Origin of the sequence: Pseudomonas sp. (assembly GCF_048269965.1) — a bacterium.
Lineage (GTDB): Bacteria > Pseudomonadota > Gammaproteobacteria > Pseudomonadales > Pseudomonadaceae > Aquipseudomonas.
This window is the reverse complement of sequence record NZ_JBLWTV010000013.1, coordinates 1-15566: the sequence shown is the minus strand read 5'-3', so window position 1 is coordinate 15566 and position 15566 is coordinate 1. Positions and strand designations below refer to the sequence as shown.

The 15566-nt window shown below is 64.1% G+C and carries 15 protein-coding genes and 1 pseudogene; 6 read left to right on the top strand and 10 right to left on the bottom strand.

Features of this window, described 5'->3' with window-relative positions; genetic code table 11:
* Positions 1-130 precede the first annotated feature (130 nt).
* Positions 131-814, top strand: coding sequence for a polysaccharide lyase family 7 protein (locus ACN0X6_RS15660; protein ID WP_417705266.1), 684 nt, complete (start codon positions 131-133; stop codon positions 812-814).
* Positions 815-901: 87 nt separating this feature from the next.
* Here ACN0X6_RS15660 and fba read toward each other — a convergent pair whose 3' ends face one another.
* The 7 genes from fba to ACN0X6_RS15625 form a co-directional block, all read right to left on the bottom strand.
* Positions 902-1966, bottom strand: coding sequence for a class II fructose-bisphosphate aldolase (gene fba / locus ACN0X6_RS15655; RefSeq protein ID WP_417705264.1), 1065 nt, complete (start codon positions 1964-1966; stop codon positions 902-904).
* A gap of 123 nt (positions 1967-2089) precedes the next feature.
* Positions 2090-2416 (bottom strand): MliC family protein, encoded by a 327-nt coding sequence (locus tag ACN0X6_RS15650; RefSeq protein WP_417705262.1) that lies wholly within the window; start codon positions 2414-2416, stop codon positions 2090-2092.
* A 12-nt stretch (positions 2417-2428) separates the two neighbouring features.
* Positions 2429-2614: a hypothetical protein gene (locus tag ACN0X6_RS15645; RefSeq protein WP_417705261.1), complete on the bottom strand. Its 186-nt coding sequence runs from the start codon at positions 2612-2614 to the stop codon at positions 2429-2431.
* 103 nt (positions 2615-2717) lie between these two features.
* On the bottom strand, positions 2718-3878 hold the full coding sequence (locus tag ACN0X6_RS15640) for a phosphoglycerate kinase (RefSeq protein ID WP_417705259.1): 1161 nt from the start codon (positions 3876-3878) through the stop codon (positions 2718-2720).
* Positions 3879-3881: 3 nt separating this feature from the next.
* Complete coding sequence (gene epd / locus ACN0X6_RS15635; protein ID WP_417705257.1) at positions 3882-4949, bottom strand: erythrose-4-phosphate dehydrogenase; 1068 nt, start codon at positions 4947-4949, stop codon at positions 3882-3884.
* Positions 4950-5052: 103 nt separating this feature from the next.
* Positions 5053-7053 (bottom strand): transketolase, encoded by a 2001-nt coding sequence (tkt, locus tag ACN0X6_RS15630; RefSeq protein ID WP_417705255.1) that lies wholly within the window; start codon positions 7051-7053, stop codon positions 5053-5055.
* Positions 7054-7161: 108 nt separating this feature from the next.
* Positions 7162-8316: a TDT family transporter gene (locus ACN0X6_RS15625; protein ID WP_417705254.1), complete on the bottom strand. Its 1155-nt coding sequence runs from the start codon at positions 8314-8316 to the stop codon at positions 7162-7164.
* Between the two features lie 110 nt (positions 8317-8426).
* Here ACN0X6_RS15625 and ACN0X6_RS15620 point away from each other — a divergent pair, with 110 nt between their 5' ends.
* The 3 genes from ACN0X6_RS15620 (at position 8427) to metK (ending at position 11573) form a co-directional block, all read left to right on the top strand.
* Positions 8427-9308 (top strand): LysR family transcriptional regulator, encoded by an 882-nt coding sequence (locus tag ACN0X6_RS15620; protein ID WP_417705252.1) that lies wholly within the window; start codon positions 8427-8429, stop codon positions 9306-9308.
* 72 nt (positions 9309-9380) lie between these two features.
* Positions 9381-10382 carry an ArsR/SmtB family transcription factor gene (locus ACN0X6_RS15615; RefSeq protein WP_417705250.1) on the top strand — a complete coding sequence of 334 codons (1002 nt, stop codon included), beginning with the start codon at positions 9381-9383 and terminating at the stop codon, positions 10380-10382.
* On the top strand, positions 10383-11573 hold the full coding sequence (gene metK, locus ACN0X6_RS15610; protein ID WP_417705248.1) for a methionine adenosyltransferase: 1191 nt from the start codon (positions 10383-10385) through the stop codon (positions 11571-11573).
* Positions 11574-11635: 62 nt separating this feature from the next.
* On the opposite strand, the gene ACN0X6_RS15605 is transcribed toward metK, so the two are convergent.
* Positions 11636-11947, bottom strand: coding sequence for a hypothetical protein (locus ACN0X6_RS15605; protein WP_417705246.1), 312 nt, complete (start codon positions 11945-11947; stop codon positions 11636-11638).
* A gap of 216 nt (positions 11948-12163) precedes the next feature.
* On the opposite strand from ACN0X6_RS15605, the gene ligB reads away from it, so the two are divergent.
* The gene (gene ligB, locus ACN0X6_RS15600) at positions 12164-13855 is read left to right on the top strand and encodes an NAD-dependent DNA ligase LigB (protein ID WP_417705244.1); all 1692 of its coding nucleotides are present in this window, start codon (positions 12164-12166) and stop codon (positions 13853-13855) included.
* A gap of 84 nt (positions 13856-13939) precedes the next feature.
* Complete coding sequence (locus ACN0X6_RS15595) at positions 13940-14335, top strand: DUF1090 domain-containing protein (RefSeq protein WP_417705242.1); 396 nt, start codon at positions 13940-13942, stop codon at positions 14333-14335.
* Here ACN0X6_RS15595 and ACN0X6_RS15590 read toward each other — a convergent pair.
* Both ACN0X6_RS15590 and ACN0X6_RS15585 read right to left on the bottom strand, forming a co-directional pair.
* The gene (locus ACN0X6_RS15590) at positions 14329-14778 is read right to left on the bottom strand and encodes a c-type cytochrome (protein ID WP_417705240.1); all 450 of its coding nucleotides are present in this window, start codon (positions 14776-14778) and stop codon (positions 14329-14331) included. The two genes, ACN0X6_RS15595 and ACN0X6_RS15590, sit on opposite strands and share 7 nt — an antisense overlap.
* 111 nt (positions 14779-14889) lie before the next feature.
* A pseudogene (locus ACN0X6_RS15585) lies at positions 14890-15462 on the bottom strand (methyl-accepting chemotaxis protein); the annotation flags it as partial.
* Positions 15463-15566 lie beyond the last annotated feature (104 nt).

Here is a 15566-nt window from a genome sequence, read left to right as displayed (position 1 = left end):
CCTGCACTCGAGGCAGGCAGCTCTGCCACCTTCTAGCTCGCGTCACCCGCTGGAACGCCAAGTAAGCCGTTACTGACTCCTGGACGAGATGTGCACCGACTGAAGTTTCCGTCTTTCAGGAACTTTGAACATGATCGAACTCGCTATGTGGAACCTCAGCATTCCAGTCGGCGTTCCCGCTACCACCATTGAAACCCCTGTGCTGGCCGGCGGTTATCAGGATCACTATTTCCAGTCCAGAGATGGCGCCATCTTCTTCTGGTCGCCGGTCAACGGCACGACCACCGAAAGCGCCAAATACCCACGCAGCGAGCTGCGCGAGACCTATGCCGACGGCAGCCTGCGCAACTGGACCTACCCGGAGGCAGACCATTTCCTGCACGCCGGACTGCAGGTCAGCCAGGTTCCCTCCACGGGCAAGATCGTCATCGGCCAGATCCACGCCTACAAGAGCTCGATGCCGTTGCTCAAGCTGGAGTATCAGTACAAGGCCTATGCGCAAAGCGGCAATCTCGTCGCCAAGGTACGCCTGAGCCCAGAAGCCGAGATTCAGATCGTTACCCTGGCTACTGGCATTGCCCTGAACCAGCGCTTCACCTATGTGGTTCACCTGACACCCAAAGGCACGCTGGTGATCAATCTCAATGCCAGCAAATGGAGCACCCGACTTGACTCGAGCTGGGCTCGCAAGCCGCTGTATTTCAAGGCCGGTGTTTACACCCAGGACAACACCGGCTACGAGACCGAGGCGGGAGCAGCCCGCTTCGACAAGCTGCTTATCGAGCACCGCGCCCTGCTCAGCGCAGCACCCTGAGGCCCGAACGCCAGGCATGAAAAAGCCGCGACGCTTGCGCAGTCGCGGCTTTCGGCCGAGCCACGCGGGCATTGAGCCCGCAGCGGCTCAGTTGACCTTGGCGTTCAGCTCGCCGCTGGCGTAGCGCTGGTACATGCCTTCCAGGGAGATCGGCTTGATCTTGGAGGCGTTGCCGGCGGTGCCGAAGGCTTCGTAGCGGGCGATGCAGATGTCGCGCATGGCGACGATGGTCTTGGCGAAGAACTTGCGCGGGTCGAACTCGCTCGGGTGCTCGGCCATCATGCGGCGCATCGCTCCGGTGGAAGCCAGACGCAGGTCGGTGTCGATGTTGACCTTGCGCACGCCGTGCTTGATGCCTTCGACGATTTCCTCGACCGGCACGCCGTAGGTTTCCTTGATGTCGCCGCCGAACTCGTTGATCACCTTCAGCCATTCCTGCGGAACGGACGAGGAACCGTGCATCACCAAGTGGGTGTTGGGGATGCGCTTGTGGATTTCCTTGATGCGTTCGATGGAAAGCACGTCGCCGGTTGGCGGCTTGGTGAACTTGTAGGCGCCGTGACTGGTGCCGATGGCGATGGCCAGGGCATCGACCTGGGTGGCCTTGACGAAGGCAGCGGCTTCTTCAGGGTCGGTCAGCAGTTGACTGTGATCCAGCACGCCCTCGGCGCCGACGCCGTCTTCTTCACCGGCCATGCCGGTTTCCAGGCTACCCAGGCAACCCAACTCGCCTTCTACGGAAACGCCACAGGCGTGGGCGAACGCCACGGTCTGCTGGGTCACGCGCACGTTGTAGTCGTAGTCGGCCGGGGTCTTGCCGTCTTCCTTCAGCGAGCCGTCCATCATCACCGAGGAAAAACCCAGCTGGATCGAGCGCTGGCAGACGTCAGGGCTGGTGCCGTGATCCTGGTGCATGCACACCGGAATGTGCGGGAATTCCTCGATGGCAGCCAGGATCAGGTGGCGCAGGAAGGGCGCGCCTGCGTACTTGCGGGCACCAGCGGAGGCCTGGACGATGACCGGCGAATCGGTCTTGTCGGCGGCTTCCATGATGGCGCGCATCTGCTCGAGGTTGTTGACGTTGAAGGCCGGCACGCCGTAGCCGAATTCGGCGGCGTGGTCGAGCATCTGGCGCATGCTGATAAGTGCCATGGTGTTTCTGTCTCCCGGTTTGGAGGTCGTTAATCGTGCAAGCCTGCCGCAGGGGCAGGCGTTGTTCAAGTTTCCTGAAGCTGGGGCATGCCCGCAGCTCTTGTCTCGGCGTCGCCGAAGGTGTTATGGGGCCTTGCAGCCACGGCCTATCAGGTCATCGGTCGCGGTCCAGTAGACCAGGCCCTCCTCACCCTTGGTGTGGAAGGACAGACGCCCGTCACTGTACAGCGCGCCAGATCCTGCCGGCTCCTGAGTCAGACGATAGACGATGTCGCCACCGCCCAGGCGTACATCCACCTGCTCGACGCTGCCGTTGGCGAAGCGCCACAGCACTTCGGTCTGGCTGTCGCATACCCAGCGATTCCATTGATCCGGTGCTTCCGGCTGGCTGCTGCAGGCCGCCAGCAACAAGGCGCCGGCAGCAAGCCCCGCCAGTCTGATTCCGCTCATTGCCTCTCCTCGTCAGCAACGCTGTTCCGGTGTCGAACCCGCGGGCTGGCCACTGCTTTGCTCGACACGCTGATCATCCTGAGTGGTCGGGGTTTCGATCTGCGCCGGGCTGAACACCTCGCAGGCCGCTTCTCGACCACCGCCGGCGCAACCCGCCAGCAACATACCCATGACACTCAAGACGGCTAACTTGCCCATGACATGACTCCTTGTTCGATGATCCGGTTTTCTACAGACCATCCGTTCACGTCAGGGTTTAATCCGTCGCGGGTGAAGGACGCGCCTTCGCCCTGACCGGTGTTTACTGTGCGCGTTGCTCCAGCACTTCCACAGCTGGCAGCACCTTGCCTTCGACGAACTCGAGGAAGGCGCCGCCGCCAGTGGAAATGTAGGAGATCTTGTCCGCCACGCCGTATTTGTCGATGGCGGCCAGGGTGTCGCCACCGCCAGCGATGGAGAACGCCGGGCTTTCGGCGATGGCCAGGGCCAGGGCCTTGGTGCCGTTGCCGAACTGATCGAACTCGAACACACCGACCGGACCGTTCCACAGAATGGTCTGCGAGGCCTTGAGCATTTCGGCGAACATCGCCGCAGTCTGCGGGCCGATGTCGAGGATCATGTCGTCATCGCTGACGTCCTTGACCGCCTTGATGGTGGCTTCGGCGTCTTCGGCGAAGGCCTTGGCGACCACCACGTCGACCGGCAGTGGGACGCTGACCTTGGCCGCAATGGCCTTGGCCGTTTCGACCAGATCGGCCTCGTACAGCGACTTGCCCACCGGCAGGCCGGCAGCAGCGAGGAAGGTGTTGGCGATGCCGCCACCGACGATCAGCGAGTCGCAGATGTCGGCCAGGGAGTTGAGCACGTCCAGCTTGGTCGACACCTTGGAGCCGGCGACGATGGCCAGCATCGGCCGGGACGGCTTGTCCAGGGCCTTGCCCAGGGCGTCCAGCTCGGCAGCCAGCAACGGGCCGGCGCAGGCGACCTTGGCGAACTTGGCCACGCCATGGGTCGAACCCTGGGCGCGGTGAGCGGTACCGAAGGCGTCCATCACGAACACGTCGCACAGGGCGGCGTACTGCCGGGCCAGCTCGTCGCTGTTCTTCTTCTCGCCCTTGTTGAAGCGTACGTTCTCCAGCAACACCAGCTCACCGGCCTTGACCTCGACACCGCCGAGGTAGTCCTTGACCAGCGGCACGTCGCGGCCGAGCGCCTTGCTCAGGTAGGCCGCGACCGGTGCCAGGCTGTCTTCCTCGCTGTAGATGCCCTCTTCCGGGCGGCCCAGGTGCGAGCAGACCAGCACGGCAGCGCCCTTCTCCAGCGCCAGCTTGATGGTCGGCAAGGAGGCGAGGATGCGCGCGTCGCTCTTGACCACGCCATCTTTCACCGGGACGTTGAGGTCTTCGCGGATCAGCACACGCTTACCAGCGAGGTCGAGGTCGGTCATCTTCAGAACGGTCATGGATCAGTCCTTCACAAAGGCTGGTTGTACAGAGGAAGTGGATACAGCGAGAAAATGTTCGGCGACATCGAGCATACGGTTGGCAAACCCCCACTCGTTGTCGAACCAGGCCAGCAGGTTGACCAGGCGCGGGCCGGACACGCGGGTCTGGCTGCCGTCGACGATGGCCGAGTGCGGGTCGTGGTTGAAGTCGCAACTGGCGTGCGGCAGTTCGGTGTAGGCCAGCAGCCCCTTGAGCGGGCCGCTCTGTGCCGCCTGACGCAGCACGCGGTTGATCTCTTCTGCAGAGGTATCGCGCGCGGTCTGCAGGGTAATGTCCAGGCAGGAGACGTTGACCGTCGGCACACGGATGGCCTTGGCCTGGATACGCCCGGCCAGCTCCGGCAGCAAACGCTCGATACCACGCGCCAGGCCGGTGGACACCGGGATCACCGACTGAAAGGCCGAGCGCGTGCGGCGCAGGTCTTCGTGGTGGTAGGCATCGATCACCGGTTGGTCGTTCATCGCCGAGTGGATGGTGGTAATGGAGACGTACTCCAGACCCACCACCTCATCGAGAAGTTTCAGCAACGGCACACCGCAGTTGGTGGTGCAGGAGGCGTTCGATACCAGTCGCTCGGCGCCGCTCAGGCACTGCTGATTGACTCCGTAGACCACGGTGGCATCGATATCCGCCTCGCTGGCCATCGGCTGCGACAGCAGCACGCGCGGCGCGCCGGCGTCGATGAAGCGTTGCGCCTGGTCACGGGTGACGTACTGACCGGAGCACTCCAGCAGCAGATCGATGCCCAGCGCGGCCCAGTCGATGGCCTCGGGCTCGCTCTGGCGCAGCACCTTCACGCAATCGCCATTGATGTGCAGGCAGTCGCCATCGACCTTCACCTCGCCGGGAAAACGCCCGTGGGTGGAGTCGAAGCGCGTCAGGTACTCGATGCTGGCCTGATCGGCCAGGTCGTTCAGCGCGACGATTTCCAGGCTCGCCGAATTGCCACGCTCATGCAGCGCGCGCAGCACGCAACGGCCGATGCGGCCATAACCGTTGAGGGCGACACGATAGGGACGATTGGACATAGGAAATCTCGGATGAACGTAGGGTGGATCGCGCTTTATCGATCCACCGTCGGTGTAACGGTGGGTGAAAAGAGCGTCACCCACCTTACCGCGTCGTTCTCACTCAGGCGTCCAGCAGTTCTTCGGCAGTGGCGACGATGTTGTCGACGGTGAAACCGAAGTGCTCGAACAGTACAGGAGCCGGGGCCGACTCGCCGAAGCTGGTCATGCCAATGATGCGACCTTCCAGGCCCACGTACTTGTACCAGTAGTCGGCGTGCGAGGCCTCGATGGCGATGCGCGCACTTACCTGCAGCGGCAGCACGTCCTGCTTGTAGCCGGCGTCCTGAGCGTCGAACACGCTGGTGGACGGCATCGACACCACGCGCACCTTGCGGCCGGCTGCGGTCAGCTTGTCATGGGCCGCCACGGCCAGACCGACTTCCGAACCGGTGGCGATCAGGATCAGCTCCGGCTCGCCGCCGCTGTCTTTCAGTACGTAGCCACCGCGGGCGACATCGGCCAGTTGCTGGGCGTCGCGTGCTTGGTGCGGCAGATTCTGGCGGCTGAACACCAGGGCGCTCGGGCCGTCGGCGCGCTCGATGGCGTACTTCCAGGCCACGGCGGACTCCACGGCATCGGCCGGGCGCCAGGTATCGAGGTTCGGCGTGCCACGCAGGCTGGCCAGTTGCTCGATCGGCTGGTGGGTCGGGCCATCTTCGCCAAGGCCGATGGAGTCGTGGGTGAACACGTACAGCACACGCTTCTTCATCAGCGCGGACATGCGCACGGCATTGCGCGCGTATTCCATGAAGATCAGGAAGGTCGCACCGTAAGGCACGAAGCCACCGTGCAGGGCGACGCCGTTCATGATCGCGCTCATGCCGAACTCGCGCACGCCGTAGAACATGTAGTTGCCGGACGCGTCTTCGGCAGATACGCCCTTGCAGCCCTTCCACAGGGTCAGGTTGGAGCCGGCCAGGTCGGCCGAGCCGCCGAGGAACTCCGGCAGCAAAGGGCCGAAGGCATTCAGCGCGTTCTGACTGGCCTTGCGGCTGGCGATGGTTTCACCCTTCTCGGCGACATCCTTGATGTAGGCAGCGGCCTTCTCGGCGAAGTCGGCCGGCAGCTCACCGGCAATGCGGCGCTTGAACTCGGCGGCCAGCTCGGGGTGGGCAGCGGCGTAGGCGGCAAACTTGTCGTTCCAGGCGGCTTCGGCGGCAGCACCGGCTTCCTTGGCGTCCCACTCGGCGTAGATCTCGGCCGGGATTTCGAACGGGCCATGGTTCCAGCCCAGCGCGGCGCGGGTCAGGGCGATTTCGTCGTTGCCCAGCGGGGCACCGTGGCACTCTTCCTTGCCCTGCTTGTTCGGCGAACCGAAGCCGATGGTGGTCTTGCAGCAGATCAGGGTCGGCTGGTCCACGCTCTTGCGCGCGGTCTCGATGGCCATCTTGATCTCTTCGGCGTCGTGGCCGTCGACATTGCGAATCACCTGCCAGCCGTAGGCTTCGAAGCGCTTCGGCGTGTCGTCGGTGAACCAGCCCTCGACTTCACCGTCGATGGAGATGCCGTTGTCGTCGTAGAAGGCGATCAGCTTGCCCAGGCCCAGGGTGCCGGCCAGCGAGCAGACTTCGTGGGAAATGCCTTCCATCATGCAGCCGTCGCCGAGGAACACGTAGGTGTTGTGGTCGACGATGTCGTGGCCTTCACGGTTGAACTGCGCGCCCAGCACCTTCTCGGCGATGGCGAAGCCGACGGCGTTGGCAATGCCCTGGCCAAGCGGGCCGGTGGTGGTCTCGACGCCCGGGGTGTAACCGTATTCCGGGTGGCCCGGAGTACGGCTGTGCAGTTGGCGGAACTGCTTGAGGTCTTCGATGCCGAGGTCGTAGCCGGTCAGGTGCAGCAGCGAATAGATCAGCATCGAACCATGGCCGTTGGACAGCACGAAGCGGTCACGATCGGCGAAGTTCGGGTTGCTCGGGTTGTGCTTGAGGTAGTCGCGCCACAGCACTTCGGCGATGTCCGCCATGCCCATGGGGGCACCGGGGTGGCCGCTGTTGGCTTTCTGCACGGCATCCATGCTGAGGGCACGAATGGCATTGGCTCGCTCACGACGGCTGGGCATCGCTGAATCTCCTACGGGGGCTGCTTCTGAATGAAGGGGCGAAAAAAGGTGGCCATTTTCGCCCAGCCAGCCCTCGCGGGGCAATGACAGATGGTCGTAGAGACCAAATCAGCCCGCCTGCTCGCTCAGAACGCTCACCGCCGGGCTGCCCGGCCCGCCCAGGCAGGGCGCCTGAAACAACTCGCCATGCCAGACGCCGGCGAGCGTGCGACTGAACACCAGGGTCCAGACCGCCGCCAGTTGCACCGCCAGCAGCAAACCGATGAAGGCGAACAGGCTCAGACCGGTCACGGCCTGCAGCTCGAAGGTGGCCAGGGCGAATACGCCCAGCGGAAAGGTGAATCCCCACCAACCGAGGTTGAACGACATGTTGTCGCGAATGTAGTGACGGGTGAACAAGGTAGCGATCACCAGCCACCACAGCCCCGCCCCCCACAGTGCCAGACCACCGATCAGACCGAGATCCCGCGCCAGCTCGGCGGCGCTGACCAGCGGCGTACCGGCAAAAGCCAGCGGCGCCGCCTGGCCCATGCTCAGCAGGCCGAGACAGCCGGTGGCCAGCGGCCCCAGCGGCAGCCAACTGGTGGCGGCGAAATCGGTATCCGGCAATTTGTGCAGGGCCAGGCGCAGCAGCACCAGGGTGATCAGCGAGAATGCCAGCGACAGCGACAGCCCCCAGAGCACGAAACCGGCCACCAGCAACTGCTGTGCCGCCTCGGCCGCCAGATGCGGCGCCAGCGCCCCTGCCGTGCTGGCGGCGACCTCGGGTGCGACGATAGGTAGCAACCAGACCGCCGTGAGCTTCTCCAGCGCATGATGCTGACGGGTGAACATCAGGTAGGGCACCAGCAAGGCGCCGAGCAGCGCCAGCGCCGCGTCCAGCCACCACAGCGCATGGGCCAGCGCGTAGACGCCCTCACCCCAGCGCGGCACGCCGAACAGCAGCAACCCTTTGATCAACACCGCCAGGCCCATGGGAATGGCGCCAAGGAACATCGACTGCACCGGGTGCAGCAACATCGGCCAGAGGGTGTCGCGAAACAGCGCCAGGCGCAGCAGAAACAGCCCGCTGAACAGGGCGAACAGAGCGACCGCGACAAACCACAGCCCCTCGGCGAGCATCGGCAATCCCGGCAGCTGCCAGGGCAGACGAGCCATCACCAACGCCAGCACGCCGGTGCCCATGGTCACGGCGAACCAGCTGGGGGTGAAATGACGAATGAAAGCCAGGGGCTCGGGTAGACGACTGAAGGGGCGCGGCATGAGTCGGGTGGTCCCGTGACATGAATGATGGCGCAAGGGTAAGAATTGGCTTGCCATATGAAAAATACATATTCAGCATCCAAACCATACCTTTAACTTATGCATAGACCATGAACCTCCACCACCTGAAGGTCTTTCTGGCCGTTGCAGAAGCCGGCAGCATCAGCGCCGGCGCCGAGCGTCTGCACATCAGTCAGCCTGCCGTAACGCGGGAAATTCGCGACCTCGAAGCCAACCTCGACCTGCGCCTGTTCGATCGCCAGCCACGCGGCGTGCAACTGACCGAAGGCGGCCTGCGCCTGCATGACTACGCGCGGCGCATCTTTGCTCTGGAACGCGCCGCCGAACGCGACCTGCGCGACTTTGCCCAACTGGAGCAGGGCGAACTGCACCTGGGCGCCAGCGCCACGCTCGGCGCCTACCTGCTGCCGCCGCTGCTCACCCGCTTCCGCGCCCTGCATCCACAGATATTCGTCAGCCTGGACGTGAGCAACACCGACGTCGTGACCCGGCAACTGGACGAAGGCCGCATCAGCCTGGGCTTCGTCGAAGGCCCGTTTGCACAGGCCGACTACGCGCATCGCCTGCTGGCGCGCGATGCCCTGCTTCCGGTGGTATCGCCGCGGCACCCGCTGACCAGGGCCGAGCACCTTGAGGCCCGCGACCTGCAGGCATACCCGCTGTACATGCGCGAACCCGGCTCAGGTGCTCGCGCCAGCATCGAGCAGGCCTATCGCGAGCACGGACTGGAGCCACAGGCCGGCATGGCCATTGGCAGTACCGAGGCGCTCAAGCGCCTGCTCGCCGACGGCAAGGGCATCGCCTGGCTGTCGCAACGGGTGGTCGAACGCGAACTGGCCAGCGGCGAGCTGCAGCGCCTGAAGGTGCAGGACATGCAGATCGAGCGCGAACTGCATGTGCTGTGGCGACTTGGCACCAGCCTGAGCCCGGCCCCGGCAGCTTTTCTGCAATTGAGTCAGGCACCAGGCTAGCCAGGACCCAATATCAAAACTTTTTGATATTGGTATTGCTGTATGAAAAATGACCGACTAGACTGCGCCACCATGACCCTGCGCGCACCCCAGTTGGAATTCGACCCCTGCGATGAGCTCGCCGCCCTGTGCAAGGCCGGCGGTGATCCGCTGCGCCTGAATGTACTGCGCACCCTGAGCAACGATTCCTTTGGCGTGCTGGAACTGGCGCAGATCTTCGCCATTGGTCAGTCAGGCATGAGCCACCACCTCAAGGTCCTGGCCCAGGCAGGGCTGGTGGCCACGCGCCGCGAAGGCAATGCGATCTTCTACCGCCGCGCCCTGCCCAGTGGCCGCCTGCACGCCGCACTGCTGGAGGACATCGACGAACTGCCGCTGCCCGGCGATGTGCAGGCGCGCATCGCCACCGTGCATCAGCAGCGCGCTACCGTCAGCCGCGACTTCTTCGCGCGCATGGCCACCAGCTTCCAGGCCCAGCAGGATCTGATCGCCGGCTTGCCGCAGTACCGCGACAGCCTGCTGTCCCTGCTCGATGCCCTGCATTTCAGCGACGATGCCACGGCACTGGAAATCGGTCCTGGCGATGGCGCCTTCCTGCCCGATCTGGCGCGTCGCTTCGCGCGGGTCACGGCACTGGACAACAGCCCGGCTATGCTCGAACTGGCCAGCCAGCGCTGCACCGCCGAGGGCCTGGACAACGTCGAGCTGAAACTGGCCGATGCGCTGCAGGATCAACAGCAGCCCGCCGACTGCGTGGTGCTGAACATGGTGCTGCACCATCTCGCCACCCCGGCCGAGGCTTTTCGCAAGCTGGCCGGCCTGGTCGCGCCCGGCGGCAGCCTGCTGCTCAGCGAGCTGTGCAGCCACGACCAGAGCTGGGCACGCGAAGCCTGCGGCGACCTGTGGCTCGGCTTCGAACAGGAAGACCTGGCGCGCTGGGCGACGGCCGCCGGCCTGACACCCGGCGAAAGCCTTTACATAGGCCTGAAAAACGGCTTTCAGATTCAGTTACGGCACTTTGCCAAACCCGATGCGCACAGCGCCTTCAGCCTCCGGCAAGAAAGGAACCGATAGATGAGCGAATATTCCCTGTTTACCTCCGAGTCCGTGTCCGAAGGGCATCCGGACAAGATCGCCGACCAGATCTCCGATGCGGTGCTCGATGCCATCATCGCCCAGGACAAGCACGCCCGCGTGGCCGTGGAAACCCTGGTCAAGACCGGTGTGGCCATCGTCGCCGGTGAAGTCACCACCAGCGCCTGGGTCGATCTGGAACAGATCGTTCGCGACGTCATCTGCGACATCGGCTACACCAGCAGCGATGTTGGCTTCGACGGCGCCACCTGTGGCGTGCTCAACATCATTGGCAAGCAGTCTCCGGACATCAACCAGGGCGTCGACCGCGCCAAGCCGGAAGATCAGGGCGCTGGCGACCAGGGCCTGATGTTCGGCTACGCCAGCAACGAAACCGACGTACTGATGCCGGCGCCGATCTGCTTCTCGCATCGCCTGGTCGAGCGCCAGGCCGAAGCGCGCAAGTCCGGCCTGCTGCCGTGGCTGCGCCCGGATGCCAAATCCCAGGTCACCTGCCGTTACGAGAACGGCAAAGTCGTTGCCATCGACGCAGTGGTGCTGTCCACCCAGCACAACCCGGAAGTGAAATACGACGACCTGCGCGAAGGTGTGATGGAGCTGATCGTCAAGCACGTGCTGCCGGCCGAGCTGCTGCACAAGGACACCCAGTTCCACATCAACCCGACCGGCCAGTTCATCATCGGCGGCCCGGTGGGTGACTGCGGCCTGACCGGGCGCAAGATCATCGTCGACAGCTACGGCGGCATGGCCCGCCACGGCGGCGGCGCCTTCTCCGGCAAGGACCCGTCCAAGGTCGACCGCAGCGCTGCCTATGCAGGCCGCTACGTGGCCAAGAACATCGTCGCTGCCGGCCTGGCCGAGCGCTGCGAGATCCAGGTGTCCTACGCCATCGGCGTGGCCCAGCCGACCTCCATCTCGATCAACACCTTCGGCACCCACAAGATCGCCGAAGAGAAGATCATCAAACTGGTGCGTGAAGTGTTCGACCTGCGCCCCTACGCCATCACCAAGATGCTCGACCTGCTGCACCCGATGTATCAGGAAACCGCAGCTTACGGCCACTTCGGCCGCACGCCGCAGTCCAAGACCGTCGGCGACGACAGCTTCACCACCTTCACCTGGGAACGCACCGACAAGGCTGCCGACCTGCGCGCCGCTGCCGGCCTGTAAGCCCCTGAAAATGAAAAAGCCCCGCCAGAGCGATCTGGCGGGGCTTTTTCGTGCCTGAGGGCTTATTTGCCGAACATCGAACTCAGACCCTTGAGTGCATCCTTGGTGGCATTCAGCTGATCAGGTGCAGCAGCCTCAGTGGAAGCGTCGGATTCAGCGCTGAGACGCTCACAGCCATCATCAAGCGAAGCCAGGGTTTCGCTGGCCTTGTCGTTGCCAGACAGTGCCGCCAACTGCTTGATCTGAGCCAGACCGTCCTGATTGGCAGCCATCTGCTCCTGACATTTAGCCTGGATCGCGGCGACCTCGGCAGCATGAGCAGGCAGAGCGGCGAAAGCCAGAGCGGCGAAACAGGCAACGGAAACAATACGCATCGGTGAAGACCTCTGAGAGTTGAGGCCCGGCTGTCCATGCGCCCCCGCCGGGCAAGTCCATTTGTTTGGGGGTAGAAAAGGCGCGCGAATCTATCACCCACACAGCCAGGCAACAAGAAAAAATCGAACAATATCCGTGACTTAGTTACAAAGGCTGAGCGAATACCCATACAGCCTGCTAGGCTCGGTGAATACCTTGAGCAAGGAAGCTCCGCGATGAAACCGGCCTTACTGCTACTGCTCCTTCCACTGCTTGCCCAGGCCACCCCCTGCCCCGACTGGCCCGCCAGTCGGGGCAAGTCCGAACTTGCTGCACTCAATCAGCAGATCGCCGAGTGGGACGACGCCTACCATAATCACGGCAGCTCGCCGGTGGCCGACGAAATCTACGACCAGGCACGCGAGCGCCTGCACTCCTGGCATCAGTGCTTTGCGACTGCGCACACGGCATTGCCAGACCCACTGGCTGGTAGCAGCGGAACAGTCGTGCATCCGGTGCCGCAGACCGGGCTGCGCAAACTGAACGAGGCTGCCGTGTTCGAATGGGTCAACAAGCGCAGCGATCTGTGGGTTCAGCCCAAGGTCGACGGCGTCGCGGTCACCCTGGTCTACCGAGGCGGCGTGCTGCAACGAGCCATCAGCCGTGGCGACGGGAGCCGCGGCCAGGACTGGACAGCCCGTGTGCGGCAGTTTCCGGCCATTGCCACGCACCTGCAGCAGCCAATCGATGCCGTTCTGCAGGGCGAGCTTTACTGGCGCCTGGACAATCACGTGCAAGGTCGCGACGGAGGTGTAGGCGCCCGAGGCAAGGCAGCAGGACTGATGGCGCGACAGACGCTCGATGAGCAGCACGCCGATGCCATCGGCCTGTTCGTCTGGGATTGGCCGGACGGCCCGGCAAACATGCCCGAGCGCCTGCAAGCCCTGCAGGCGTTGGGCTTCAGCGACAGCCTGCGCTACACCCAGCCGCTCAGCAGCGCCGAGGATGCCCGCCGCTGGCGCCAGCACTGGTTCGATGAGCCGCTACCCTTCGCCAGCGACGGCGTGGTGCTGCGCCAGGGCATGCGGCCACCCGCAGAGCGCTGGCGGGCAGAAGCGCCGCACTGGGCGGTCGCCTGGAAGTACCCGGTCAGCCAGGCACTGGCCGTGGTGCAGGCAGTGGAGTTCAATATCGGCCGCAGTGGCCGCATCACGCCGATCCTGCGTCTGCAGCCGGTCGATCTCGACGAGCGGCGGATCAGCCGGATTGCTCTCGGCTCGCTGCAGATCTGGGAGAAACTGGACATCCGCCCTGGTGATCAGGTTGCGATACGCCTGGCCGGCCTGACCATTGCGCGTCTCGACCAGGTGATCTGGCGCAGCCCGGAGCGCGCAGCAGTGCACGCACCCGATGCCAATCGATACCATGCCCTGAGTTGCTGGCGACTCAGCAACGAATGCCAGCAACAGTTCCAGGCACGCTTGAACTGGCTTGCCGGCAAGCAGGGACTGAACCTGCCCGGCGTAGGACCCGGCACCTGGAGCACGCTATTGGCGGGACAGAAGCTGGATGGTCTGCTCGATTGGCTGGACCTCGACAGCGAACAGCTGCAACAGCTGCCAGGTATCGGCCCACGACGCGCCTCACAGCTGCAGCAGACCTTCGCCCAGGCCCGACGCCGCCCTCTGCAGCAATGGCTGCAGGCCCTTGGCGCACCGCCTGGTTTCAAGCTCGGCGCAGAGGACGACTGGGCCACGCTACTGGCTCGCAACCACGCCGAATGGATGCAGCAACCCGGCGTCAGCCCGAAGAGTGCTGAGCGCCTGCTGGCGTTCTTCAGTCACCCGGAGGTTCAACGCCTGGGCGAGCGTCTGCAGCAAGCCGGCACTGTCGGGTTCCAGCCACAGGAAAATCCACCGCGCGGCTGACCCAGATCAGTCAATGGTTCAATCGGGCCGAACCTCGCGCAACAACCAGGGTCACTTCGAAGTAGACCCTCACGAGGAGAGACCATGATTCGTCAAACCGCTTTGCTTGGCCTGCTGCTGGCCGCCAACCTGAACGCCACACCGATTCTGGCCGCCGAAGGCGACAGCGGCTGCGCCGCCAAACGCCAGGTGCTCCAGGAGAAGATCGACGCAGCGCACAAGAGCGGCAACTCGCGAGAACTGGATGGACTGCAACGAGCACTGGGCAATGTCGATGCCCATTGCGATGACGCTTCACTGCACAAGGAGCGCCTGGCCAGCGTCAAGGAAGCCCGGGAGGAAGTGCAGGAGCGCGAGATGGATCTGCGCGAAGCCATGGGCAAGGGTGATCAGGAGAAGATCGCCAAGCGTCAGGCCAAACTGGCCGAGGCACGCGCCGAACTGCAACAGGCCGAGGCCGAAGCGCGCGCCGATCAGTAAGCGCGGAACGCCTTGTGGCAGGCCTCGCAGCTATCCTCGATGGCCTGCATCGCCGGCTCCAGCTCGGAGCGACGTAGCGGCGGTGCGGTCGCGGCCTGCACCAGCGCGGCAGTGGCCTGCTCCAGATCGCGCGCCATCGACTGGAACTGCTCCTGGCGCTGCCAGACCTCGGGATTGGCCTTGCTGCGCTCGTCGTCACGTACCCGTGGAAAGTGCTGCCAGGGCTCGTGCGACAGGCGCTCCAGCTCACCGGCGCCAGTGATGAAAGCAGACTCGTCGTAGGGAATGCGACCGCGCAGCATCCCACCGAGGTCTTCGCTGACCTTGAGCATCTCCTTGAACGCTGCCTGGCGCTTGCCCAACGGCGAATCGGGATCGACCCCACCACAAGCGGCCAGGGTCAGGCAGGCGCAGGTGAGCAGCAGGCATTTATTCAGGGTCATCGACACGACTTCCGGGCGACAAGGGGGCGCCAGTATCGCGGCTCGCCACGATCGGGCCAAGCGACCTCTTGTCACAACAGCTGTCGTTTGTATGCGTTGGTCAGCCAGGGTTCAGGTACGGAAGCGCCCCAGTTGGCTGTTGAGCTGTTGCACCTCGCCCTGAATCTGCGCACTGACTTGCACCACACTCTCGGTCTCGCCCTGGCTGCGCTCGGCCAGGCTGGAGATGTGCGTTACCCGCTGGTCGATCTCCTGCGCCACCTGACTCTGCTGTTCTGCGGCGGTGGCGATCTGCGCGTTCAGGGCATTGATGCCATCCACCGCACCGACGATGGTCTGCAGTGCCTCGCTGGCCTGACGGATATGCTGAAGGTTGCCGTCGGCCAGGGCCGCGCTGCGCTGCATCGCCAGGACCGCATCGCGCGCACCACCCTGTAAACGCTGGATGATCGCCTGGATTTCGCCAGTGGACTGCTGGGTACGACTGGCCAGGGTGCGCACCTCGTCGGCGACCACAGCGAAGCCACGGCCTGCCTCGCCGGCGCGCGCGGCCTCGATGGCTGCGTTGAGCGCCAGCAGGTTGGTCTGCTCGGCGATGCCGGTGATCACTTCGAGCACCTTGCCGACACCAGCGGTTTCGGCTTCCAGGCGTTGTACCTGCTCGCCACTGCGCTGCAGCTGCTCCACCAGCTCGGCGATCTGCTGCGCACTGTGTTCAGCCGGGGGACATGGTAAACACCTGTCGGGGGACATGGGTAACAGGTTGATGATCATGTTGCCCGTTGCCT